Raw genomic sequence first — 24,910 nt, 5'->3', positions numbered from 1 at the left:
TGCATAACCACAGATTATGAATGCACTTGGCAAAACCTTACCGCCGCTGGCCAGTTTGTTGCCGTTTGAAGCGGCGGCGCGTCTGGAGAGTTTCTCCAAGGCGGCCGATGAATTGCACCTCACCCAGGCAGCTGTCAGTCGGCAGATACGCGGGCTGGAAGACAACCTGGGGGTCAAGCTGTTTTGTCGGCGCAACCGTGGGGTGTTCCTGACGCAAGAAGGGCGTGAGCTGGGGCGGGTGGTCAGCCAGGCCTTGCAGAGCATCAGTGAGGGCGCGGTCAGCCTGAGAACATCACCGCAGCGCAATCGCGTGGTACTGCTGTGCCAGCTATGCGAGGCGTTCTATTGGTTGATGCCGCGTCTCGCGACCTTCCACCAGCAATGCCCGCAGATCGAGATCCAGGTGGTGACCTGTACGCGGCCGATCACCCAGTTCGGCGGGCATTTCGATGTGGCCCTGCAAAGTACCCGGCGCGCCAGTGGCAGCCATACGCTGATGTTTACCGCCTCCGACGAGGTGTTCCCGGTGTGCAGCCCCGGCTACCTCTGCCCGGAAAAGCCGTTAGCGCTGACTGAATTACAGCCCTGCACATTTCTGCACCACAGCTCCGAGCCGCCGCACTTGATGGAATGGGATGAGTGGCTGCAGATGTTCGGCCACACGTTGCCCAGGGATGCGCGCAGTGCCACCTTCGACAGTTACCCGCTGATGTTGCAAGCTGCCGTGGAAGGGCACGGTATCGCCATGGGTTGGCGTCGTACCGCAAGCCGGCTGATAGAGAGTGGGGCGCTGGTGCGGCCCTGCGCAGAAAGCGTGTTTTTGCCCGAGGCTATTTCGGTCTACAGGCAGCAAGGGACGGGCAGTCGGGAGGAGATTACGGCGTTGTTGGCCTGGCTTGACGCACAATTGCAGAGTGACGGCTGACAGGGGCGTCGCAGCCCCTGTCATCTGCGGTTATTGGTTACGCGTGACGCGCCAAATCGTATTGGCCAAGTCGTCGGCAATGATCAGCGCGCCTTTCGGGTCTACCGTCACCCCCACTGGACGCCCACGGGTCTTGCCGTCGTCGCCGCGGAAGCCGGTGGCAAAGTCGATGGGCTCGCCCGCCGGTTTGCCGTTGCTGAACGGCACGAAGATCACCTTGTAGCCCACTGGGTTGTCACGGTTCCAACTACCGTGCTCGCCGACAAACGCGCCGTCAGCGAATTTTTCACCCATGGCAGGGATGGAGAAATCCACGCCCAACGCGGCCACATGGGAGCCCAGGCTGTAATCGGGTTTGATCGCCGCAGCCACCTTGGCCGGGTTTTGCGGTTGTGCGCGGGGGTCGACGTTCTGGCCCCAGTAGCTGTAGGGCCAGCCGTAGAAGGCACCTTCACGCACCGATGTCAGGTAGTCTGGCACCAGGTCGGGGCCGAGTTCATCGCGCTCGTTGACCACGGTCCACAGTTGCCCTGAGCCCGGTTGGATGCTCAGCGCCGTCGGATTGCGCAGGCCTGTAGCGTAGGGCTTATGCGCACCGGTGGCGGCATCGATCTGCCAGACCATTGCGCGGTCGATCTCCACTTCCATGCCGCGTTCGGTGATGTTGCTGTTGGAACCGATGCCCACATACAACTGACGCCCGTCGTCACTCACGGCCAATGACTTGGTCCAGTGATGGTTGATCTGCGCCGGCAGGTCGGTGACTTTGACGGGCGGGGCGCTGGCCTTGGTCTGGCCGTCGGCGTAGTCAAAGCGCACCAGTGCGTCCTGGTTGGCCACATACAGTTTGCCGTCGGCGAATGCCAGCCCGTAGGGAGCGTTGAGGTTGTCGGCGAATACCGTCTTGAGTTCATAGGTGCCGTCACCGTCGGCGTCACGCAGCAGCGTAATGCGGTTGCCGCCCTTGACCTTGGTGTTGCCCTGGGCCTTGATCACACTGGCGATCACGTCCTTGGGCTTGAGCTTGGCCGCACTGCCGCCACGGCCTTCGGCCACCAGGATATCGCCGTTGGGCAGCACCAGGGTCTGGCGCGGGATCGCAAGGTCGGTGGCGATGGCGGTGACGCTGTAGCCTTCGGGTACCTTGGGCTTTTGATCGCCCCACGGCGTGGGCTCGGCAATCTTCATGCTCGGCAACAGGCTGCTTTGTTGTTCGGGCAGCTTGGGGTCAGGGCCGCGTGCCTGGGTCTTGTCACCTTCGCCGCCACAGGCACTCAGCAACAGGGCGGCGCTGAGCAGGGCCAGTGTGTTGAGTGGTTTCATCGGGCAGCTCCTGAGCGCAGGTTGGTCAAGCCAATCCAGGTGGCGACAAGCGCCAGCACGGTGACAATCGCCGACAGCACCAAGCCGGTGGGCATCATGGCGTAGGCGTCCTTGGCATGCTGGAAGGCATTGACCAAGCCAAGCACCCAAGTGCCCAGCAACAGCAGGAAGTACGCCACCGGGCGCCCGCCCTTGTGTTCGGCACGCACTAAGTTGACCAGCGCAAACAGCAGGGCAAAACCACAGAACACCAAGGCTCCTGCGATAAGCCAGGAGGCGAAATTGGCCCACTGAATCTGGTAGGTCTGGCCGTAGGCGATATCACTGAGCAAGGCCCCGAGAAACAACGGCACGGTGCCGGCAAGCAAAGTCCCGTGCAACGGCCCAGGCCTGACGACGGGGTAAGTGGAGAGGGTAGTCATGTCGGTGGCGGCTCCTTATCGTTCTGCACCCTGGGCTCAGGGCGCGCTGACTTCGCATAGGAAAGGAGCATGGCATTTGCAAGAAAGTTCACTGGGAGGGCGTGTCGAGGTGTGTTTCGATCCGGCGTTCCCCTGCATATGCATAGGTATCTACACAATTTTGGTGCGACGCTGAACCTGTGGCGAGGGAGCTTGCTCCCGTGACGGCCTGACAGCCGACATCTATCTACCTGACACCCCACCATCCAACTGTGGGAGCTGGCTTGCCTGCGAAGGCGGCCTAACAGTCAACACAGTTGGACCGGGTACATATCCGTTATTTAGGTAACGGCCACCTAGGGTTCCGCCCTGACGGCGGCTCACTTTTGAAAAGCGCAAAAGTAAGCAAAACGCTCTTGCCCCACCACTCGGCACCTCGCTTGGGCTCGGTGTGCCCGTAATCCGCCAGTGATTTGGGGGGGCGCCGCCACGCGCCATCCATGGCGCGGGGCGGCTAAACCGGCATCCCTGCCGGTTTACCCCCCAAATCCCTGTCGAATTCCGGCCAGCGTGGTTTAACGGGGCGCCTGAGATCAAGATCACAAGCAGATCAAGAGCGGCTCGCTTCGCATCGTGGTTACCGTCTGCTGCTACCGCCTACAAAGTTACGTAGATACCTATGCCTGCTTATGTTTACCACAGCGGCTATAAGACTCATCCTTCCTGGCCCGACATGAGGAATAGCGTTATGCCCACCCTGCATCTGCTCTGCGGCAAGATCGCCTCCGGCAAGTCCACACTCGCCAAAACCCTGGCCGCCGAGCAGGGGGCCATCGTGCTCAGCGAAGACCAGTGGCTGGCCAATCTCTATCCCGGCGAAATCCAGAGCATTGCCGACTACCTGCGCTGTGCCCAGCGGGTTCGTGGAGTACTTGAGCCGCTGGTGATCGATCTGTTGGCGTGCGGCGTCAATGTGGTGCTGGATTTTCCGGCCAACACCCTCGCCAATCGTCAATGGTTGCTCGACCTGGCCCAGGCGGCCAAGGTGCCGCACTGCCTGCATTACCTGGAGCTGGACGATGCCACCTGTCGTGCGCGCCTGCATGCGCGCAACGCTCGGGGTGAGCATGATTTTGCCGCCACCGATGCCGAGTTTGACCTGATCACTCGCCATTTCAGTGTGCCGAGTGAAGAGGAAGGGTTGGTGATTGAGGTGCATCGCCCGTGACCACCCAAAAACCTGCTGGTATCGATGCCGACGGCTATATCCTCAACGTCGCCGATGGGCCTATACAACCCGAGTTCCAGCGCCTGCTGACGGACATTTGCGCTACCTTGTCCCGGCCGGAGCTCGGGCTGCACGGGATTTACCTGTATGGCAGCATCGCACGGGGCGAAGCTGAGATCGGGATGTCTGATCTTGACCTTTCCCTGATACTGGTGGAACCACCGAATGCGCCGGTGCTTGAACAATTGGAGTCGGCCCGACTCGCTTTGGAGCAACGGCATCCGAGCGTCACCAAGATCGACTTCGACATCGGCCACCGCGCCCAGGTGTTGGCGCCCGAAAACCGAAACAGTTGGGGCTTCTGGCTCAAACATCATTGCCGCTGTCTCTGGGGCGAAGACCCGTCACTGCACGTCGAACCGTTTCGCCCGTCCCGCGCCATCGCCCTGGCGGTCAATGGTGATTTTGAACAGGCGCTCACGACTTACCTGGTGCGCATTGAACAGGCCAGCCCTGAACACACGCGGCTTGGCCTGCAGCGGGAAGCATCACGGGCCTTGATCCGCGCCACCCACATCCTGCGAGCGGAAGATGCGCAAACCTGGCCGCAAACCCTGGAAGACTACGTCGGGCTGTTTGTTCATCATTACCCGACCATGCGCGTGCAAATCGCCTACTTCCTGTTTGAGGCACGCAACCCGAGCGCCGAGGGCGAGGCATTTACGACACGCCTACGGACGTTTCTGAGCTGGATGGTTTCGGCTTTTATAGAAAGGAATCAATCAGATGCGTGAACGCAAAGCCGCACGATTACTGGTCATAAACCCTGCGCAGCAAGTGTTGCTGTTTCGCTTCGTGCATAAAGACGGCGCCCTGGCCGGCCAGGATTACTGGGCCACGCCGGGCGGTGGCGTGGAGGCCGGGGAGAGCTTCCACAGCGCCGCGATTCGTGAGTTGCGCGAAGAGACTGGGATCACGGTGAGCAGCGTCGGGGAATGTGTAGCAGAGCGCGACGTGACCTTGATGCTGCCCTGCGGCGAAACGGTGCTGGCGGTTGAGCGGTACTTCGTTGTGCATGCGCCCAGCGAGGCGTTATCCAGGGCCGAGTGGACGCTACAGGAGACCCAAGTGATGGCGGATCATCGCTGGTGGTCGGCAGAAGCGTTGCGCGCCACGAGCGATACGGTATGGCCGCAGGCGTTACCGCAAATGCTGGAGGATGCCGGGGTGTTTTAACCGTCCAGGCCGGCAAGCGGTCGCCATCGTGCGTTTGCCCTGATGCATGTCTGCATTGCTCATTAATGACTGGCCAGGATTTCACTCGTCTGGAACACCCTTGCATAGTCCATCGCCAAGTTACTCAGCGACAGCGCATGCACATCCTCTGCGGCCCACAGCCGCCCCGACAAGTCGGTTTGATCGAAGGTAAAACAGGCATCCGCCGCCACGATCACGTCGAACCCCAGGTTGCCGCCCGAGCGTGCGGTGGATTCCACTGAATTGTTGGTGATGACCCCGACGATCACCAACTGCTGGATCGAGCGCAGGTGCAGCCAGCGCTCCAGGCCCGTGGCGCTGAATGCATCCGGTACGTTTTTTTCCACCACATGCTCATGGGCCAGTGGGTGCAGCGCATCCTGGAACTCACAGCCGGGCTGGCCTGGCCGGAACACTGAAGCGGCAGAGCGGGAGATATGCCGCACATGGATGATCGGGCGTTGCGCCTGGCGCCAGGCATTGAGCAATTGCTGTATGCGCAGCTCGGCGTCTGGGTTGTTGCGGCGGCCAAGGGTGGGATCGGCCATGCCTTTTTGCATATCGATGATCAACAATGCGGCGTTAGTCGCTATCGGTTCCATGGCCTGTCCTGGCAGAGGTGAACATTATCTAACTGGTTGGAAGTTAGCACCGATCGGCAGCCCATACGCAAATCCCTGAGACTTCCCGGCGAAACGCTTCATAATGGCGGCCAATTTGTTTAGCTCGTTATTCTGGTGTGCCCGCATGGAAATTAAGGTCAACTTTCTCGACAACCTTCGGCTTGAAGCCAAGTTCGATGACTTCACGGTCATTGCCGACCAGCCCATCCGCTACAAGGGCGATGGTTCGGCACCGGGGCCATTCGACTACTTCCTGGCTTCGTCGGCGTTGTGTGCGGCGTACTTTGTGAAGTTGTACTGCCAGACGCGCAATATTCCCACCGAGAATATTCGCCTGTCGCAGAACAACATCGTCGACCCGGAAAACCGCTACAACCAGATTTTCAAGATTCAGGTCGAATTGCCCGCAGACATCTCCGACAAGGACCGCCAAGGCATCCTGCGTTCCATCGACCGCTGCACCGTGAAGAAGGTGGTGCAGGCCGGGCCGGAATTCGTGATTGAGGAAGTCGACAACCTTGACGCCGATGCCCAGGCGTTGTTGATGCCCAACTCCACGTCCGCAGCGGGCACCTACATTGCCGGCAAGGACCTGCCGCTGGAGCAGACCATCGCCAACATGTCGGCGATTCTCGCGGGCCTGGGCATGAAGATCGAGATTGCCTCGTGGCGCAATATCGTGCCCAACGTGTGGTCGCTGCATATCCGCGACGCCCATTCGCCGATGTGCTTTACCAACGGCAAAGGCGCGACAAAAGAGGGCGCGTTGGCGTCGGCGCTGGGCGAGTTCATCGAGCGCCTGAACTGCAACTTCTTTTACAACGACCAGTTCTGGGGTGAGGACCTGGCCAACGCGCCGTTCGTGCATTACCCGGACGAGCGTTGGTTCCAGCCGGGCCCCAACGATGAGCTGCCGAGTGAAATCCTCGATGCCTACTGCCTGAAAGTCTACAACCGCGAGGGCGAGCTGCGCGGTTCACACCTGTTCGACACCAACTCCGGCAACGAAGCCCGTGGCATTGTCTCCCTGCCGTTCGTGCGTCAGTCCGATGGCGAGGTGGTGTATTTTCCGTCCAACCTGATCGAAAACCTCTACCTGAGCAACGGCATGAGCGCGGGTAACACCTTGGCCGAAGCCCAGGTACAGTGCCTGTCGGAGATTTTCGAGCGGGCGGTGAAGCGCGAAATCATCGAAGGCGAATTTGCGCTGCCGGACGTACCCGCCGAAGTGCTGGCCAAGTACCCGGGCATCCTGGCGGGTATCGAAGGCCTGGAAGCCCAGGGCTTTCCGGTGCTGGTCAAGGATGCCTCCCTGGGCGGTGAATTCCCGGTAATGTGCGTGACCTTGATGAACCCGCGCACCGGCGGCGTGTTCGCCTCGTTCGGCGCGCACCCGAGCCTGGAAGTGGCGTTGGAACGCAGCCTCACCGAGCTGCTGCAAGGCCGTAGCTTCGAAGGCTTGAACGACCTGCCGCAGCCGACCTTCGAAGGCCAGGCGGTGACCGAACCTAACAACTTCGTCGAGCACTTTATCGATTCCAGCGGCGTGGTGTCGTGGCGCTTCTTCAGTGCTCAGTCGGATTATGAATTTGTCGAGTGGGACTTCTCCGGCCAGGGCGAAGACTCCAACGCCCAGGAAGCCGCCACGCTGTTCGGCATCCTCGAAGGTATGGGCAAAGAGTCGTACATGGCGGTGTATGAGCACTTGGGCGCTACTGCCTGCCGCATCCTGGTGCCGGACTACTCGGAAATCTACCCGGTGGATGACCTGATCTGGGACAACACCAACAAGGCGCTGTTTTTCCGCGAAGACATCCTCAACCTGCACCGCCTCAGCGAGGATGAGCTGCAGGCGTTGGTCGAGCGTCTGATAGAAAGCGAACTGGACGACTACACCGATATCACTACGCTGATTGGCATTGAGTTCGATGACAACACCGCGTGGGGCCAGTTGACCATCCTGGAGCTGAAACTGCTGATATTCCTGGCGCTGAAGCAGTATGAAGAGGCCAAGGAATGCGTAGAGATGTTCCTGCAGTACAACGACAACACCATTGAGCGCGGCCTGTTTTACCAGGCGATGAACGCGGTGCTGGAGATGGAACTGGATGAGGACCTGGAACTGGCTGACTACGAGGCCAACTTCCGGCGCATGTTTGGCAACGAGCGCATGGACGCGGTGATCGGCTCGGTCGACGGCAGTGTGCGCTTTTATGGGCTGACGCCGACCAGCATGAAGCTGGAAGGCCTGGATCGGCATTTGCGCTTGATCGATAGCTACAAGAAGCTGCATGCGGCGCGGGCCAACATCACCCAGGGCTGATACGCAATGATCGTTCCCACGCTCCGCGTGGGAATGCAGCCAGGGACGCTCTGCGTTCCCAAGCGTGACGCAGAGCGTCACCGAATGCATTCCCACGCAGAGCGTGGGAACGATCATGGCGGTTAAATGTGGGCCAAGGCCTGAGCCAGATCGGCGCGCAAATCCTCCACATCCTCAACCCCCACCGACAACCGCACCAGCCCATCGCCAATCCCCAATTGCGCCCGCGTCGCCGCCGGGATGCTGGCATGGGTCATGATCGCCGGGTGCTCGATCAGGCTTTCCACGCCCCCCAGGCTCTCGGCCAAGGCGAAGAGCTTCACGTTTTCCAGAAAGCGCGTCGCGCCGGCCAGGTCGCTGTTCAAGTCCACTGAAATCATCCCGCCAAAGCCGCGCATTTGCTGCTTGGCCAGGTCGTGCTGTGGGTGGGATTGCAAGCCCGGGTAGTGAACCCGCGACACTTGTGGCTGTTGTTCCAGCCAGGTGGCCAGGTCCAGGGCATTGCTGCAATGGCGCTCCATGCGCAGCGCCAGGGTTTTTACCCCGCGCAGGGTCAGGAAGGCATCGAACGGCCCGGCGATGGCGCCGATGGAGTTTTGCAGGAAGCCCAGGCGTTCGGCCAATTCAGCGTTATCACCGACAACAGCGATACCACCGATCACATCAGAATGCCCATTGAGGTATTTGGTGGTGGAGTGCACCACGATGTCGAAGCCCAACTCCAGCGGGCGCTGGATCCAGGGGCTGGCAAAGGTGTTGTCGGCCACGCAGATAATCCCGCGGGCACGGCAGATGCGGGCCACGGCGCGCAGGTCGGTCAGGCTCAGCAGCGGGTTGCTTGGGGTTTCGACCCAGACCATGCGCGTGTCGTCCTGCAATGACGCTTCAAACGCCGATAAGTCGCTGAGGTCGACATAGCTGAAGCGGTGCCCGGCACTGCGCTGGCGCACCTTGTCGAACAGCCGGAAAGTGCCGCCGTACAGGTCATTGCCCGAGACGATATGCGCGCCAGCATCCAGCAGTTCCAGCACGGTAGAGATCGCCGCCAGCCCCGAGGCAAACGCAAATGCCTGGCTGCCGCCTTCAAGGTCGGCCACGCAGCGTTCCAGGGCGAAACGCGTGGGGTTATGGGAGCGGCCATAGTCAAAACCCTTGTGTACGCCGGGGCTGTCTTGCAGGTAGGTGGAGTTGGCGTAGATCGGCGGCATCAGCGCGCCCGTGGTCGGGTCGGGTGACTGCCCGGCGTGGATCACACGGGTGGCAAACGCGCTTTTATCGGGCTGGCTCATGCAAGGGATCTCCGTAGGTGGTTAAGCAGGTCGACGCGGGTGATCAGGCCATGAAAGCCTGAGGCGTCGGCAATGATGGCGACCAGGCCGCGATCCAGTTCAGCCTGCAGTTCGGCCAGGCTGGCGTTGGGGGCCAGGGTGTGCAGGGTGTTGGTCATGGCGCTGGCGACGGTCATGGAAAAATCTGCGGCGTCGTGGTGCAGGCCCAGCAGGATGTCGGACTCGTCGATCACCCCCACCAGGGTCTGGCCATCGACCAGCACCGGCAGTTGCGACACGTCCGCCAGGCGCATGCGCTGGAAGGCGGTGAGCAGGGTGTCGTCGGGGCTTACGCTGATCACGCGGCCGTCTTCGAAGCGGCGCGCGATCAGATCGCGCAGGTCGCCGTAGTGTTTGTACTGCAGCAGGCCCGCGTCGTTCATCCACTGGTCGTTGTAAACCTTCGACAGGTAGCGCGTACCGGTGTCGCAGACGAAGGTGACCACGCGCTTGGGCTCGGTTTGCTCGCGGCAGTAGCGCAAGGCCGCGGCGAGCAGGGTGCCGGTGGATGAGCCGCCGAGGATGCCTTCGGCCTTGAGCAATTGGCGGGCGTGGTCGAAGCTGTCGGCATCGCTGATGGAGTAGGCGTGGCGCACGCTGGACAGGTCGGCGATCGAGGGGATGAAGTCCTCGCCTATCCCTTCAACGGCCCAGGAACCGGGAGTTTCCAGGGTGCGGCTGCGGCTGTATTCGGCCATTACCGAACCGACCGGGTCGGCCAGCACCATGGCCAGTTCGGGTTGCACGCGCTTGAAGAAACGCGTGAGGCCGGTGAGGGTGCCGGCCGAGCCGACGCCCACCACAATCGCGTCCACATCGTGCTGGGTCTGCGCCCAGATCTCCGGCGCGGTACTGGTCTCGTGGGCCAAGGGGTTGGCCGGGTTATTGAACTGGTCGGCGAAGAACGAGCCTGGAATATCTTTGGCCAAGCGTGCCGCCACGTCCTGGTAATACTCGGGATGGCCCTTGCCCACATCGGAACGGGTGATATGCACCTCGGCGCCCATGGCCTTGAGGTGCAGCACCTTTTCCGTGGACATCTTGTCGGGCACCACCAACACCACCCGGTAACCCTTGGCCCGGCCCACCAGCGCCAGGCCCAGGCCGGTATTGCCGGCGGTGGCTTCAATGATGGTACCGCTCGGGCGCAAGCGACCGTCGCGTTCAGCGGCGTCGATCATCGCCAGGCCGATGCGGTCCTTGATGGAACCGCCGGGGTTTTGCGATTCAAGCTTGAGAAACAGCGTGCAGGGGCCGGTATCGAAGCGGCTGACCTTGACCAGCGGGGTGTTGCCGATCAGTTCAAGTACGGCAGGGCGTGAAGGCGTGGGCATGTCGTCTCCTGGTTACGGGATGGACGTAGGGCGGGGGGCAGCAAAAAAACAGCATGGCTTGGAACATAGGCCGGTATCGCCCGTGTCGCAACCGGGCGTCCGTTGTATGACTTTTTTTGCCGCATGGGAGAGGGCGCGCAATCCAGATGTGGGAGCTTGCCTGCGATGGCGGTGGTGCTGTTGGCATTTATGTTGCCTGAACCACCGCCATCGCGGCCTCGCTAGGGCTCGAGCGCTCCCACCGTTCAGTTCCCGGCAATGGCGGCTTCGATGGCAGCGATGTCGATCTTGGTCATGGTCATCATCGCTTCAAATGCACGCTTGGCGACGGCAGGATCTTTACTGGTAACTGCTTCGACCAACACCCGCGGCGAGATCTGCCACGACAGCCCCCACTTGTCCTTGCACCAACCGCAAGCGCTCGCCTGCCCACCGTTGTCGATGATGGCGTGCCACAAGCGGTCTGTTTCCTCCTGATCCTCGGTAGACACCTGAAAGGAAAACGCCTCACTGTGCTTGAACAGGGGGCCGCCATTGAGGCCCACGCAGGGGATACCCAGCACGGTGAACTCCACGGTCAACTCATCTCCCTGCTTGCCAGCCGGATAGTCGCCAGGCGCACGGTGTACGGCCTTTACTTCGCTGTTGGGGAAGGTGTTGGCGTAGAAGGTCGCTGCCGCCAGGGCATCGCCGTTGTACCAGAGGCAGATCGTATTCTTGTTGTTCATGGCAAGGCTCCTCGGGTTGAAAGGTGCATGAAGTCTAGACGAACAACCTGCAACGCTACTCAGGCTTGCACCGCCTCCCGGCCAGCGCGTGCGTCGGCCCGCCGCGAACGCCAGCTCAGCCCCAATACCATCAGCAAGCCCAGGCCCGCCATCAGTGCGCCTGCCAGGGAAATGGCTGGGTAGCCCAGCCCGGCATTGATCACCGCGCCACCCAATGCCGCACCAATCGCATTGCCAAAATTGAACGCACCGATGTTCATCGCCGAAGCCAGGTTAGGCGCATCTTTGGCGGCCTCCATCACCCGCATCTGCAGCGGCGGCACCAGGGCAAAGCTGGCAGCGCCCCACAGCAGGATCGACAGCGCAGCGGGCAACGGCCATTGCATAAGCACCGAAAAGGCCAACAGCACGGCAATCAACACCACCAGCGAGATGATCAAGGTGCGGTCCACCGAGCGGTCCGCTGACTTGCCACCCCACACATTGCCCAGGGTGAGGCCGATTCCGAACAGCACCAGCATCCCGGTGACGAAGTTGGTCGAAGCGTGGGTAACGTCCCGCAGAATCGGCGCGATGTAGGTGAATACCGTAAACATCGCACTCGAACCCACCACGGTCAGCGCCAACGCGGCCAGCACCGGCCCGCGCCCCAGCACACGGATTTCCGCCATCAGCCCGCCGCCTTTGGGCGCCGGCGCATTGGGCAAGGCCCACCACAGCGCGGCCATGACCACCGCGCCAAGCCCACTGATACCCCAGAACGCGGTGCGCCAACCAAAGTTCTCGCCAAACCAGGTCGCCAGGGGCACGCCGCCAATAGTTGCCAGGGTCAGCCCCATGAACATCGCCGCCACAGCCCCCGCGCGCTTCTCGGGCGCCACCAGGCTTGCGGCCACGATCGAGCCAATCCCGAAGAACGCTCCGTGATTGAGCGACGTCACCAGCCTGGCGATCATCAATGTCTGGTAGTTGCTGGCCAACGCCGACAGCAAATTACCCAGGGTAAAAATCGCCATCAGCCCTATCAGCAGATAACGGCGGGGCACCCTGGCCGTCGCCAGGGTCATGATCGGCGCGCCAATCAACACGCCCATGGCGTAGGCGCTTACCAACAGCCCCGCAGCAGGAATGGAGACGTCAAGATCAGCGGCGATACCGGGCAACATGCCCATAGGGGCAAACTCTGTGACCCCGATGCCAAAGGCACCGACGGACAATGCTACAAGGGGGGGATTGATACGCATGGGTGACTCCTCATCTGTGAGCCGAATGCTACAATCCTGCCTTTTGCAGCAGTAGCCCTTGGTTGGGAACTACAGCTTTGCGCAGGAGGCACAAATGGACATCGGCGGGCGTTCGGGAGAGATGGAAGTGTTCACCATGGTCGCCGAGCACGGCAGCCTGTCGGGCGCGGCCAGGGCGTTGGGGCTGACCCCATCGGCCATCAGCCGCATCATCACCCGCACCGAACAGCGCATCGGCACCCGCCTGCTGCTGCGCACCACCCGCGCCATCACCTTCACCGCCGAAGGCGAAGCCTACCTGCGCGGCGCCCGACGCATCCTCGCCGACATGGCCGAAGTCGAAGACGCCATCACCGACCAGGGCGCCCCACGCGGACGCTTGCGCGTCAGCGCCGCACTGGCCCACGGCCGCATGACCATCGTCCCCCTGATCGCCGCCTTCAGCGCCCGCTATCCCGCCATCGTCGTCGACCTGATGCTCGGCGACGAAGTCGTGGACATCCTCGGCGGCCAAGCCGACGTTGCCATCCGCTTCGGCCCCCTCGCCGACAGCCCCCTGACCGCTCGCCTTATCGGCTCTACCGGGCAGGTTATCGTTGCTTCACCGGAGTACCTGACACGGCATGGCACCCCCGTGACGCCGCAGGATTTACTGCGACACAACTGCCTGCGCTTCAACTTCCGCAGAGCGGCGCCGGATTGGCCGTTTCGGGTGGAAGGGCGGGAGTTTTCGCTGAAGGTGGCGGGAACGATTGAAGGGAATAGTGGTGAGGCATTGGCGCAGTTGGCGAAGCTGGGGGCGGGGGTGGCGAGGATTGGGGCGTTTAGTGTGGTGGAGGAAGTGAGACGGGGGGAGTTGGTGGTGTTGTTGGAGGAATTCAATCCTGGGGATGTGGAACCGATTCATGCAGTGTTTGTGGGGGGAGGGGCGATGCCGGCGCGGGTTAGGGCGTTTGTGGATTTTTTGGTGGAGAGGTGTGGGGGTGAGGGGGGGGCTTTGGATTTTTTGGCGGGGGTGAACGGCGGATTTCGGCCATAAGCTGCCGTTTCCTGAATAGCCGCGCTCGGGTCACAGCGGAGAATCATATACTTAGGTTTAAGGTTTGGCAGACTGCCATTAATAGTGGCAATCTGTACGTAGGTTGCCGGTAGCCGCCAACAGGCGACCGTGCCTACAAGGAGTTAGGTATGCCTGATTTGTCACAAGAAAAAATCGATGAGTTACTGGTTAAGCTTGAGCGATATCTTGAAAAAAGCGGTGTGAAATGGGAGATTAATTTCCTCGCAGCCGGTGGTTCTGCAGCAGTATTTCGTGGAGTTAATGGCGAAGACAAGCGAGCTTTTAAAGTTTTCGACCCGAGGTTTATTAGCGACGAGGAGGGGTCGAAAGAACAAGAGCGCTTAGGGCTCCAACGTAGACTTATAGGTCATGAATGCGACTATCTAGTTCAAACATTTTCGATAGAAAACTTCGATGATACCGCTGTCATTGAAATGGAATATGTTGAATGGCCGAGATTAAAAGAGGTACTTAAATACGTACCTGATGTATCCGTCGAAGTACTTATACGGCAACTGGTGAGTGCCGTTCTTTATCTCGAAGCCCACGGCATCGTACACCGAGATATAAAGCCTGAAAATATTCATGTCTCAGAGTGCTGGGGGAAATTGAAGCTTTTAGATTTGGGCGTTGTTCGTGAATTTGATCCAGGCCCCGGTGCTGCCGATACCGACCAGGGCACTCAAAGGCCCTTTTTAGCTACTGCCCAATACAGCTCTCCTGAATATCTGTTTCGTTTGGATGAACCTTCGCGTGAGCTGTGGCAGGGGCTCAATATTTATCAAGTAGGTGCGGTTTTGCATGATTTGATAATGAAAGAGCCTCTGTTCAGAGCTGAAATAGAAGCAGGGAACCGTTGGCTCGTCGCAAAAGCAGTGCTTCTGAACCCACCAAATTTTAAAGATGGAAATCCTAGTCGCTTAGCATATTTGAAATTGCTGGCGGCTAAATGTCTAAATAAGGACATGCAGGCTAGACTGACGCTTGTCGACTGGCTTGACTTTGAGGTGCAAGAGCAGAATGTTGGGCTTAATAAACTTCGAGCTCGCTTGAAATCCAGGCCAAACAAGCAAACCGATTCCGAAAGAGCATTGAATTTTGATAGGGATAGATTCCAGGAGTCGCTGATCGATAAAATTAAACTATTGCTAATTTCTGTCTGCGGAACAGATTTGCCTTTATCATTTTCCAAATCAAAAGTGAGCAACAGAGAGGTTGTGAGCTTTCAATTCGCATACAGTGATAATGTAGCAGTAGTGGCGTATATTAGTTTTTACTGGAAGACGGGGCTATATGCTGGCTCGGTCGATATTCTTGCGTCGGGTTTTATATATCAGCCCGAGTCAGATTTTGCACTTGATCCGGACATGCTTAAGCTTCTAGGTACGGTCTCAATGTCTGATGCCATAGATGATGCTGGAAGTATTATTGCTGAATCGGTAGCTGAAATTGTTGAGAGCGCTCTCGGTGAAGTCGAGTCACATTGTTCAGTAGCTGACTCCATTGAATCACTTTATGGAAGACAGATCGAACTTAAGAGGGCGAGTAATGAACGGTAATTGGTGGCGTAGTAAGAAAGAAATGGATCAAGCGCAAATCGATTTTATTGGGCTGCCGATGGAAGGACGCTATCTTTTATCAGGGCCGCCGGGGTCTGGAAAGACTAATTTACTCCTTCTCCGTGCTGAGGTTATGGTGGGGAGTGGTGAAAAAGATATTTTATTCATAACCTACACTCGCTCTCTTGCTGACTTCATTCGGAGCGGAGCTGTCGCAAAAGGTTTTGTAAAAGCTAGCCAAATTAAAACATTTCACTCATGGCTCGCTGAGTATGTAAATCTTAATCTCGGAAGCAAGGTAAAGTGGAGTGAGGGGGATTTTGATGACGACTCTCGAAATGAAGCATTGAAAAATTTGATAGCCGCAAACGAAGCTAGGCCCTCGGAGAAAATGTACAGTGCTATTTTTGTTGATGAGGCTCAGGATCTCTCTGTAGGTGAACTCACAGCTTTACTAGAACTTTCAGATAAAGTCTGTATATGTGGCGATGAGCGACAAGGCATTTATAATCAGGACGGTATGGGAACTGCGGGAGCGCTTGGGCTAGATACACATCGGTTAACTCGTCACTTTAGAATTGGACAAGCGATTGCTAAGGTCGCAGATAAGCTAATGCCTCCAGTAAAAAGAGGTGTAACTCTGGAGTCCACCTGCAACTATGATCCGACTATTCAGGGGGAGTCTTCAGCGATATTGCACCCGAGTCAGCCTAGGGTTGAACAACTAAATAAAATTCTTGAATTAATCGAGGTTCAGCTGGATGCGTTTCCTGATGAGGCCATTGGTATATTTTGCCCTCGGCAAGAAGACCGACTCGAAGTAAAGAATTACCTTGAGGCAACGCAGTTAAAAGGCAAGCTTTGCACTCACGGAGTGGATTCTGATGCGACTTTTTCAGGAGACGCCTTAATTCACATCATGACGCTGCATGCCTCAAAAGGAACTGAATTTAGGTGTGTACATATTTTTGGCGCTGAAGGTCTTACAAAATTCCCGCTGCGACGGACAAAGCTGATTTATACAGGTGTCACGCGCGCTAAGACAGCACTGAATGTTTATAGATGCGGAGAAACCACTATTAAAGTAGAGGCAGCATTTGCCAAGCCTACTTTATTTGGCCTTGATAATCTTTTTCCGGATGATTAACGATGACTGAGCTAGACTTCGAATTTTCTTCACGGGATGATTTGCCGGATGCATTGTTTTCGATGCTGAATAGCCCGTATACACCAAAGCTTTCTATTGAAGCGGTGGAGCCTATTGGTTTGGGAGCGATTCTTGGATACTCTAAGCAAAGCTCTCGGTACGGCTACTCATCTCCCTATCTAATTATTTTGCCGCCAGTAAAAACCTTTGAGTTGTTTGCGTGGCTCAAAACTTATGCTCCAGAAACCTTTCCACTAAGTCAGTTTGGCCGAGTAGTCAGTAGAGCTGATTTTGATTCAGTCAAAAAAACTGCAGGCCAAGGAGAGTTCTTTTGGTCCCGCCCAGACCGATGGCCATCGGTGATACTTGGAGAGATGCTGGCACAAAGTGATGGGGATATTTCGGTTGCGTCGATTCCGCTATCGCGCTCTACTGCTACATACAGTTTTTCGGTGGCTAGAGCGTCGATTGCTCATAAGGACGACTTCGTAACGCAGGAATGTATTAAACGTTTGGAATCGTTGTCATTGGATCGCAGATTTGTTGATCGTTTAATTCATATCAAATCCTTGCAGCCAATTTGGAATAGGGTTAGTGTTTCTTGGAATGATAATGCCGGAGCCGAACAGCTCCTTCAATCATGTCATCCAGATAATAAAGATTTATTCGGCAATGGACCTTCGATAACGGATTATATGGGGTTATTAAGTGACTCCGCTGAAAATCGTGTCGTTGCTTTTAGAAAGTTCTCGAAAGATTGGTCGGCCCGTTTAGGCGGCTCACGAGATCACAATGATCAGGCAGAGTTGGAAATCGCATTAGCGGCCTTTTTAGTAGGGCGAGGAACTTCTCATGTTTTTCTTTTGAAAGATATTGTGAAGCGCAATCCTTCAATTTATGTTTGGTTCGGCCTAATCGCGGCACTATGCGGGCCTACTTCTTGGGATCCAGCTTGGGCCCGGGCGGTCAAAAATATTGAAAAATTACTCAAAAGTAGCTTTTCTTGGGAGGAGATCTCTTCTTGTGATATTTCTTGGGCCGAATATCAATGGCTTGATTCGTTAGATAACGAGAGGGCTTTTCAAGAGCTGCCAAAACTCCTGCCAAAAGTTCTGTCGATGGAAATTATTCCAGGAGTGGTATGTCAGTTTAGGCTCAAGTCGGCAGGAAATATAAGGGACGCGGACCATGGCGGCGCGGTTGTGGAAACACCAGTTAGCAGTGTCGAAATAGAAATGCTTTACAAGTTTGTTAGCGAGTTCATGAAGGTTGCTGATAAAAGCAAGCTCTATCTCGGTGACACTGTTTTCCAAGCTGCTGAAGATCCAGCCCCTAAGACGAGGCGTTCTAATTCAAAAGGCGGGCGAAAATAGTTTGAATATCTGTAGGTGCCTCCGAATAATTTAGTAAGCGGGTTTATATGAGCCGATAGTAGTTAGTTACTGGCGTCCGCTACCGGCTAAAGCTGCCTTTAATCGATCGTCAGCTTTTGGCCGATTACTGCCGTTCTTGACGGGCAGCAATCGGCCAGAAGCGGACTCTCGACCAAGTACAGCTAACGACCCATAGTGGCCCCTTGCAATGGATATCAATCTGGCCAAAGATGGCTTTGAATCGGGATAATTTCCGACTGCCCCGTTGAAAGCGTCATGGCTGTCGATCCTGTCACTGATGACCTTTTCACTGAGACACCGGCCGGTCCGTCGACGACCGAAAAAACAGCTACTACCCCGAGCGTATGAGCCGGGCGCGGGAGCGCAGGAGGTTAGGAAGACAGCGAAAATATTTATAAATTAGCCTCCCGCTAACTAGAAAAATCATAGAAGATTAAAAATGGCTAAAGATAAGAAAATTGACATAGCGGCAGTTAGCAAACGTCTAGAGCATTTGATTCCAAAGTACATCGACTCACTCGCGAACGAGGGCAATGAGGACTACCAGGGGGCGTTCGAAATTTTCGAATTTGATGAGCCCTTACTCAAAGCACTTACAAAAACAACATACGCGGCTAAACACCTAGATTATGATTTTTTTATGGGTCTCATACATTCAGTAATTGTCAATCATGGAATACATGACCCCGAGGAAGCTGCCACAGCCATCAGCGACTACGTTGAATCCACAAACGATCGCCGTGACTGGGTTGCGGTTTTTCCTTACATATTCAACAATCCTCTACGTAACTTCCCGCTTGGCAAAGATAAGGATCTTGATCTCAAATTCGGAGCATTCACGGTAAAAACAAAGTCTCATGAATTCGAGAGCCTAGAAAAAATACTTCAAGCTGAGTTCAAGCTCACGAGCGTCTCTAGAACTGATCATCAGCACCAGACGTACCAAGGGAGCGGATCAATTAATAAGTGCCCGCTAATAATGTTTGAGGTGCATGGGGCGGAGGATGCAGCGTTTCACTATGGAAGATGGAAGCTGAAATACTTTACAAACTTACTTGAGGTATATGGAGTTTTGGCGGGCTGTAAAGGTGGTGGATGGGCAAGCAATGAAATTGATACAAACCATGTGTTCCTCATAAATAAAGTGACAGGAGGAATAGAGCGCTCCCCACTTACCGTATCCACTAGGATTAACCTCTGTCCGGATAGCGGCTTTTATGATTCTCTGGATGAGGAATTTAGCGTCTACTCCAACATGATCACAAACCACAATGACAAACTTTTCGCAAGACTCAAAAGCGCCCTTAATTTCTTTTCTCGTGCGCTGAACGGCACCGACAGAGTACTGGGGTTTATCTCATATGTTATCGCAATCGAAGCCATATTTTCCCGAGACAAGCATACACCCATTAGAATTACGCTCGCTGAGTATATCGCGCTACTCTGCTACCCTCGCGAAGAGAGAGTAGGCATTTATAAAAATATAAAAAAAATATACGACACTCGATCTGCACTTGTTCACACTGGCAAAATCGATATTGATGTAGAACTCATTAAGAAGACCGAAACGATTGCAGCCAAAACCATACTGCATACTTTCCGACTTTATCATAAATTGAATTCGTCAGGCCAAGGCAACATCGAAGATCGTTTCTTCGATCATCTTCGTGATTTAAGACTAGGCGTTTCCACCAGCAGCGAATGAACTCGTTACTTCAGGCACTGCATGTGGTTACTCACGTGCATTCTGAAGTTCACTTCGAGAAATGAAAGAGAGAAGCTACGCTCCCCCGTTTCAAATGCTAGGTAAGGAACGACAGAAACCGACTCATGGCCGACTCTAAATGTCTGCTTATGGCCGATATCTACCTTTCGCGCCAGGAAGCTTTCGGCCATAAACCGTCACTACATCAGCACAGGAATTGGTTGGGAGTACACACCGGAGTCGTGGATTATTAATTCCAAGTTAGTGTTCGCTCAGCCTGGACTGCCTACCTAATGATTTCCTTCATTCGACTCGTATGCCCGTGGTCCAGCAACCTAATTGAGAAGACACTCTAGGGTTATGAGCCACAAGAGTAATCACAGTAAAGACGCCCATGCGCTCCAACGGTAAGAGACTTACCCTACAGGTAGAAATATGTGCATTGAACACAAGCTCTGCGTCCCTAATTCGCTGAGTGCTGGGTGCTCCATTTTGCATCGGGTAGGTAGCACTAAAATTCGGTTCTGGTAACGATTGCAAAGAACGGGCGATGGAGCGCCAACGTGGCAACAACAGTACAAACGACATGGCTGTGGTGGCAAATTTTTGCAAAAAGACAACGCACCTGAGAAACCCAAATATCTTTAAAGTCCTTCTAGGATTCTCGTTTGGCCATCTCCTTGAACTCTTGTGCCTAGTTATCGCACACTCCATCAGTAGTGAAATATGCCTTGCTTTCAAAGAAGGACTGAACTTTTTGAGTTTACGCAAATTTAGGGTGTTTTGAAATTTCCGTAGTTCTGGATTTGCTCTGGACAGCTGCGGCGCAAATAGCCAACTATCGAGCCTTACCGGATTGCCGATGGTGCAGGCACGGAGATCCAGCAAGTGAGTGGCGGCAGCCATGGCTAAAGAATTCGTAAAAGCCGGCGATAGGAAATGTATCTTTCGTTGCCGTATATGAAGCGCCAAGCTGTCGTCTCGATCCCAACTTAGTGAGAGGCGTTTATCGAGCGCTGCGGTTAAACCTTGCCCTTTCATTGGTAGAAACAAAACAGCACAGCCAATGTAGAGTCCTGGTAGAAAATACCAGGGAAAGCTCAAAGTAATATCAAATATTATTTCGCATAAGCGGAGGATCAACTGCGAAAAAAAATATATAACAAGTGACAGAGTCAGCGCTTTTATAAGATTGAAACGATGCAGTCGAAAAAAATATCGACGAATCGCACTTATTACAGTGGTACCTTTAAAAAAACTGGCTGAACGTTTCTGAGTTCGCATTATCAGTTTATCGAGTAGTAAAGAAAATAAGATGCATCCTCCAAGGAATGCTAGTAGTTCGTATAATGCCATTATGAAGCTATTCATAGGGATTGCTCGGTCAACTTTTGGCCCCGGAACTAATCGTAAATTTTCCGATTAAGAGGCTTTATGGATTCATGCATGTTCTCATCTCGGGCAAAAGCTATGACTTGCGCCCAATTCACCGTGTCAGTTTCAAACTCTTAGAGTCTGAAGAATTTTCACGGGCCCTCGCACACAGACGGCGAGAACACACCTCGAAGAGGCATTATGCCATCACGGCTGGAGAGGAATGAATATTTAGCCCTTCAATCGGCTTGGGAGGCAGATGTCGCCACGACGCGATGGTTCAGCCCTGCGAAATGGTGAACTCACCAATGTCAGCCTTTGGCCGATTGCAGTCGATGAGACGACGCTCACTCTATCCCCACGCGCTGGCTTCCGACTCCAGCGCGCGGAGACCGCTCGCTAGCTAACGGTCGCGGCAGACGCAACTTCCACCTCGGAAGCCTCCTTCCGCAATCGCCGTCCGATGACATCCATCAGGTCACATCCGTCACGCAAAGGTATAGCCAACAATTGTGCGAAGTCTGAAAGCACAACGCAGTCAGCGTCCACTTCACCCCGAAAGGCAATGTTCTCCAACACTTGAGTCACTGTACGAATGCGATAGTCGGCCATCGCTTGCAGCACATCAAGCGGTGCTTCCGAATCAATGAGCAGGGACGCTGGAACCAGATCGATTCCGGTAAGGGGGATATATCTTTCCATCTTTGAATCTCCGATAAGTGCCGCGGTTAACCACCACCCAGTTGTCGCCAAACGATCGGGTGGCAGCTGTACGCAGGTTGGCGAACCGGTATCGGAGACCCGGCAGACCCGAAGGTCTCCCGCGCACAGCTGCCATTGAGGCAGCTTTGCGAATGTGCAGCAGCATCTGCAAAAAAGCGCAGTGCTTTTGCATCCGATAGTCAGGTCGCCAAACCTGATCGCCATAGGGGCGACGGGGCGGACTATAAGCGTCAATGCGTTGGAGTATCAACCTTGAGGTTGTAAACGGCTTCTATACGCTGAAGCTGATGACGACCCAGCAGGTAAATCAATCCATCCATTTTGCTGTCCATTGTGTTTGCAATCGCACCGTTTCAATCTCCTGAATACTCCCTCAACACTTTTTGGCATTTCCATGCACCGCCATGCTTTTTAAGCTTGCTGAAACGTTTCATCGAGTTTATAAAGCGCAAACAACTCCAATAAAGGCCACCGCCATGATCCCGCTCAAACTCCTCGTTGCCCTCAGCGCATTCTCTGCCGCCTCCCAAGCCCTAGCCTGGGATTACGTGCTCCTCGATACCGACAAAGCCGCCCAGAACTGGCAGGTCACCAGCCAGCAGCTCGGCATCCAAACCGATAAGCCCTTCAGCGTTACCCTGCGCACCCTGCACGGTGGTCGGCAGGAGGGCGTGAGCATCGTCGATATCGATAACGGCACGATGAAGCTCTCGGTAGTGCCGACACGTGGCATGAACGTGTTGCAGGCGTCGGTCGGCGATGTGCGCATGGGCTGGGATTCGCCGGTCAAGGAAGTGGTCAATCCGTCCTTTATCGAGCTCAATGGCCGTGGTGGTCTGGGTTGGCTGGAGGGTTTCAATGAGCTGGTTACTCGCTGCGGCTACGAATGGGTCGGGCACCCTGGTATCGACAACGGTGAGCTGCTGACCCTGCACGGTCGGGCCGCGAATATTCCTGCGAATAAAGTCACCCTGCATATCGATGAAAAGCCGCCGTACGCCATCACCCTGCGCGGCGAGCTGAAAGAGCAGGCGTTCAAGAAGGTCGATTTTTCTGTTGCGACCGAACTGGTCACCGAGCCCGGCAGTGTGGTGTTCGCTCTCAACGACACGCTGACCAACAATGGCGATTATCCGAAGGAATATCAGGCGCTGTATCACAGTAACTTCAGCACCCCGTTCCTGGAGCAGGGCGCGCGTTTCGTTGCGCCGGTGAAGCAGGTGTCGCCGTTCAATGACAAGGCCAAGGGCGAACTGGCCGACTGGCAAACCTATCGCGCACCGACCAAGGACTATGACGAAACGGTTTACAACGTGGTGCCGTATGCCGATGCCAATGGCGATACATTGACCGTGCTGCATAACAAGGCCGGCAGCCTGGGGGTTTCGGTTGGTTTCAATACGCAGACACTGCCGGTGTTTTCGCTGTGGAAGAACACTGATACCCAAGGGCAGGGCTATGTCACGGGGTTGGAGCCGGGGACGAGTTTTTCCTATAACCGTCGTTATCAGCGGCCACTGAACCTAGTGCCTACGATCGGGGCGAAGGAATACAAGCAGTTCCGTATCAGCTACAGCTTGTTGGCGGATAAGGCGGCTGTTGATAAGGCTTTGAAGCAGGTCAGCGAGATTCAGGGTGGGCGGGAGACTGAGGTGCGGCAGACGCCTTTGGTGGATCTGACCAAGGGGTGACATTGGCTGGAGCCTTCACGCGGGCCCCGGCGCTCTTCATCGACGCCGGAACCCGCGCCCTGCAACTGTCATCGATGGGCATGCATACTGGAATAACCGTATTTCAGGAGCCTATCCGTGATTCGCAGAGCATTACCCGCCGACGCGAAGGCCATTGCCCAGGTGCATATCAGCAGTTGGCAAGACGCCTACCGTGACCTGATGCCCGCCCAGTTCTTGAGCGGATTGCAAGTAACGCTTGCTCGGCGCGAAGCCCATTGGGCTCGCTCGCTTGCCTCGGGTGAGTCGACGGTATGGGTTGCCGAGGTGGGCCAGCAGATTGTCGGCTGGATATCCGTTGGCGCCAGCCGTGACGAAGACGCCGTGCAGGCCAATGCAGGTGAGGTCATGGCCATCTACGTGCTCGCCGAGCATTGGCACTCCGGCGTCGGGCTGGCCTTGTGGAATGCCGGCCTGCAAGACCTGTTGGCGCAAGGCTATGAGCGTTTAACGCTGTGGGTCTTGGCCGGTAATGAACGGGCTATTCGATTTTATCGCCGGGCGGGGTGTGTCGAGGAGGCCGGGACTGAGCGCCATCTTGAGAGAGGCGGTGTGGCGCTGGTGGAGGTGAGGTATGGTTTGCGGTTGAGATAGCATAGGTATCTACGCAACTTGGGCATCAGTTGAATCGTCGTCGGCTGCCCGGCCGCCTTCGCGAGCAAGCCCGCTCCCACATTGGTCATGCATTGCCGTCAAAATCAGTGCCAGGCACAGATCCCCTGTGGGAGCGGGCTTGCCCGCGAAGGCGGTGTGTCAGTCACTGAATTTTCAACTGAACCACCGCCATCGCAGGCAAGCCAGCTCCCACATTTGGATCGCGGGGCACAGCTCGATCGGCGTCGGCTGCCAGGGGCGCTCCCACCGCGGTTACGCCCTGCGCGCAGTCAACAATACCGCCGCGGCCGCTGACAACAAACCTGCGCAGCAGCGATTGAACAGGCGCTTGCCCTTCGGCTCGGCAAACCAGCGACGCATATGCAGGCCCATATAGGCGTAGGCACTGATGGCGACCCATTCCAGGGCCAGGAACATCACACCCAGCAGGGCAAATTGCGCGGTGATGGGTTGGCCGGGCACCACGAATTGCGGGAGGAAGGCGGTGAAGATCAGGATCGCCTTGGGGTTGCCCGCGGCCACCAGAAATTCCTGCCGCGCCAAGGCCCACAGGCCTACCTTGCTCGTCGCGGTTTCTACCTGCTGCGGGTCTGCGCGCCATAGCTGATATGCCAAGTAAAACAGATACGCCGCGCCGAGAATCTTGATCCCGTAGAACAACAACTCCGAGGTTTGCAGTACCACCGCCAAGCCAGCGGACGCGAGGGCGATCATGCCGGCGAAGGCCAGCAGGCGGCCGAGACCGGCGAGGCAGGAGGTGCGGTAGCCATAGCGGGTAGCATTGCTCACGGATAGCAGGTTATTGGGGCCGGGGGCCATATTCAGGGCGAAGCAGGCGGGGAGGAAGAGGGCGAGGGTGGCGAGGTCCATGGCGGCTCCGGGTTGGCAG

At 56.2% G+C, this 24,910-nt stretch carries 21 protein-coding genes; 12 read left to right on the top strand and 9 right to left on the bottom strand.

The window, feature by feature from the left end:
* Positions 1-16: 16 nt before the first annotated feature.
* A complete protein-coding gene (locus tag GH769_RS11920; RefSeq protein WP_032902936.1) occupies positions 17-925 on the top strand; it encodes a LysR substrate-binding domain-containing protein in 909 nt (302 codons plus the stop codon).
* Between the two features lie 30 nt (positions 926-955).
* Here GH769_RS11920 and GH769_RS11915 read toward each other — a convergent pair whose 3' ends face one another.
* Together GH769_RS11915 and GH769_RS11910 are read right to left on the bottom strand one after the other, a co-directional pair.
* A complete protein-coding gene (locus GH769_RS11915; RefSeq protein WP_032902937.1) occupies positions 956-2,248 on the bottom strand; it encodes a sorbosone dehydrogenase family protein in 1,293 nt (430 codons plus the stop codon).
* Positions 2,245-2,670, bottom strand: a complete 426-nt coding sequence (locus GH769_RS11910) for a DUF2231 domain-containing protein (protein ID WP_032902939.1) — start codon at positions 2,668-2,670, stop codon at positions 2,245-2,247. Before GH769_RS11910 ends, GH769_RS11915 begins: the two co-directional genes overlap by 4 nt.
* A gap of 727 nt (positions 2,671-3,397) precedes the next feature.
* On the opposite strand from GH769_RS11910, the gene GH769_RS11905 reads away from it, so the two are divergent.
* Genes GH769_RS11905 through GH769_RS11895 form a run of 3 tightly spaced genes read left to right on the top strand, consistent with a single transcriptional unit; the run spans position 3,398 to position 5,113 of the window.
* Entirely contained in the window at positions 3,398-3,877 is a 480-nt protein-coding gene (locus GH769_RS11905; RefSeq protein WP_032902940.1) for an ATP-binding protein, read from the top strand.
* On the top strand, positions 3,874-4,671 hold the full coding sequence (locus GH769_RS11900; RefSeq protein WP_032902941.1) for a nucleotidyltransferase domain-containing protein: 798 nt from the start codon (positions 3,874-3,876) through the stop codon (positions 4,669-4,671). The genes GH769_RS11905 and GH769_RS11900 overlap by 4 nt, the downstream gene beginning before the upstream one ends.
* The gene (locus GH769_RS11895; RefSeq protein WP_014718634.1) at positions 4,664-5,113 is read left to right on the top strand and encodes an NUDIX hydrolase; all 450 of its coding nucleotides are present in this window, start codon (positions 4,664-4,666) and stop codon (positions 5,111-5,113) included. The genes GH769_RS11900 and GH769_RS11895 overlap by 8 nt, the downstream gene beginning before the upstream one ends.
* A 62-nt stretch (positions 5,114-5,175) precedes the next feature.
* Here the strand turns inward: GH769_RS11895 and GH769_RS11890 are convergent, their stop codons facing one another.
* Positions 5,176-5,736, bottom strand: a complete 561-nt coding sequence (locus GH769_RS11890) for a cysteine hydrolase family protein (RefSeq protein WP_032902943.1) — start codon at positions 5,734-5,736, stop codon at positions 5,176-5,178.
* A gap of 145 nt (positions 5,737-5,881) precedes the next feature.
* Between GH769_RS11890 and GH769_RS11885 the strand changes: the two genes are divergently transcribed.
* Entirely contained in the window at positions 5,882-8,080 is a 2,199-nt protein-coding gene (locus GH769_RS11885) for an OsmC domain/YcaO domain-containing protein (protein WP_032902944.1), read from the top strand.
* A gap of 122 nt (positions 8,081-8,202) precedes the next feature.
* On the opposite strand, the gene GH769_RS11880 is transcribed toward GH769_RS11885, so the two are convergent.
* From GH769_RS11880 to GH769_RS11865, 4 genes are all read right to left on the bottom strand, one after another.
* Positions 8,203-9,369 (bottom strand): cystathionine gamma-synthase, encoded by a 1,167-nt coding sequence (locus GH769_RS11880; protein WP_032902946.1) that lies wholly within the window; start codon positions 9,367-9,369, stop codon positions 8,203-8,205.
* On the bottom strand, positions 9,366-10,742 hold the full coding sequence (locus GH769_RS11875; RefSeq protein WP_032902948.1) for a cystathionine beta-synthase: 1,377 nt from the start codon (positions 10,740-10,742) through the stop codon (positions 9,366-9,368). Before GH769_RS11875 ends, GH769_RS11880 begins: the two co-directional genes overlap by 4 nt.
* A gap of 245 nt (positions 10,743-10,987) precedes the next feature.
* On the bottom strand, positions 10,988-11,470 hold the full coding sequence (locus tag GH769_RS11870) for a VOC family protein (protein WP_032902950.1): 483 nt from the start codon (positions 11,468-11,470) through the stop codon (positions 10,988-10,990).
* A 59-nt stretch (positions 11,471-11,529) separates the two neighbouring features.
* The gene (locus GH769_RS11865) at positions 11,530-12,714 is read right to left on the bottom strand and encodes an MFS transporter (protein WP_014718628.1); all 1,185 of its coding nucleotides are present in this window, start codon (positions 12,712-12,714) and stop codon (positions 11,530-11,532) included.
* Positions 12,715-12,808: 94 nt separating this feature from the next.
* Between GH769_RS11865 and GH769_RS11860 the strand changes: the two genes are divergently transcribed.
* The 5 genes from GH769_RS11860 (at position 12,809) to GH769_RS11840 (ending at position 19,579) form a co-directional block, all read left to right on the top strand.
* Positions 12,809-13,753, top strand: a complete 945-nt coding sequence (locus GH769_RS11860) for a LysR family transcriptional regulator (RefSeq protein ID WP_050587239.1) — start codon at positions 12,809-12,811, stop codon at positions 13,751-13,753.
* A 149-nt stretch (positions 13,754-13,902) separates the two neighbouring features.
* On the top strand, positions 13,903-15,333 hold the full coding sequence (locus tag GH769_RS11855) for a protein kinase (RefSeq protein ID WP_032902951.1): 1,431 nt from the start codon (positions 13,903-13,905) through the stop codon (positions 15,331-15,333).
* Complete coding sequence (locus GH769_RS11850; RefSeq protein WP_032902952.1) at positions 15,323-16,480, top strand: ATP-binding domain-containing protein; 1,158 nt, start codon at positions 15,323-15,325, stop codon at positions 16,478-16,480. The genes GH769_RS11855 and GH769_RS11850 overlap by 11 nt, the downstream gene beginning before the upstream one ends.
* Before the next feature lie 2 nt (positions 16,481-16,482).
* Entirely contained in the window at positions 16,483-17,853 is a 1,371-nt protein-coding gene (locus tag GH769_RS11845) for a hypothetical protein (protein ID WP_133244175.1), read from the top strand.
* A gap of 460 nt (positions 17,854-18,313) precedes the next feature.
* The gene (locus GH769_RS11840) at positions 18,314-19,579 is read left to right on the top strand and encodes a HEPN domain-containing protein (protein WP_032902442.1); all 1,266 of its coding nucleotides are present in this window, start codon (positions 18,314-18,316) and stop codon (positions 19,577-19,579) included.
* Positions 19,580-21,352: 1,773 nt separating this feature from the next.
* Here GH769_RS11840 and GH769_RS11835 read toward each other — a convergent pair.
* Positions 21,353-21,655, bottom strand: a complete 303-nt coding sequence (locus GH769_RS11835) for a hypothetical protein (protein ID WP_032902441.1) — start codon at positions 21,653-21,655, stop codon at positions 21,353-21,355.
* Between the two features lie 497 nt (positions 21,656-22,152).
* Here GH769_RS11835 and GH769_RS11830 point away from each other — a divergent pair, with 497 nt between their 5' ends.
* On the top strand, positions 22,153-23,367 hold the full coding sequence (locus GH769_RS11830; protein WP_032902440.1) for an aldose 1-epimerase family protein: 1,215 nt from the start codon (positions 22,153-22,155) through the stop codon (positions 23,365-23,367).
* A 117-nt stretch (positions 23,368-23,484) separates the two neighbouring features.
* Positions 23,485-24,000: a GNAT family N-acetyltransferase gene (locus tag GH769_RS11825; RefSeq protein ID WP_032902439.1), complete on the top strand. Its 516-nt coding sequence runs from the start codon at positions 23,485-23,487 to the stop codon at positions 23,998-24,000.
* 273 nt (positions 24,001-24,273) lie between these two features.
* Here the strand turns inward: GH769_RS11825 and GH769_RS11820 are convergent, their stop codons facing one another.
* The gene (locus tag GH769_RS11820; protein ID WP_032902438.1) at positions 24,274-24,891 is read right to left on the bottom strand and encodes a LysE family translocator; all 618 of its coding nucleotides are present in this window, start codon (positions 24,889-24,891) and stop codon (positions 24,274-24,276) included.
* Between the last annotated feature and the right edge of the window lie 19 nt (positions 24,892-24,910).

This window comes from Pseudomonas sp. CFSAN084952 (genome assembly GCF_009648855.1).
Taxonomy (GTDB): Bacteria; Pseudomonadota; Gammaproteobacteria; order Pseudomonadales; family Pseudomonadaceae; genus Aquipseudomonas; species Aquipseudomonas paracarnis.
This window is presented reverse-complemented; position numbering and strand designations above follow the sequence as displayed.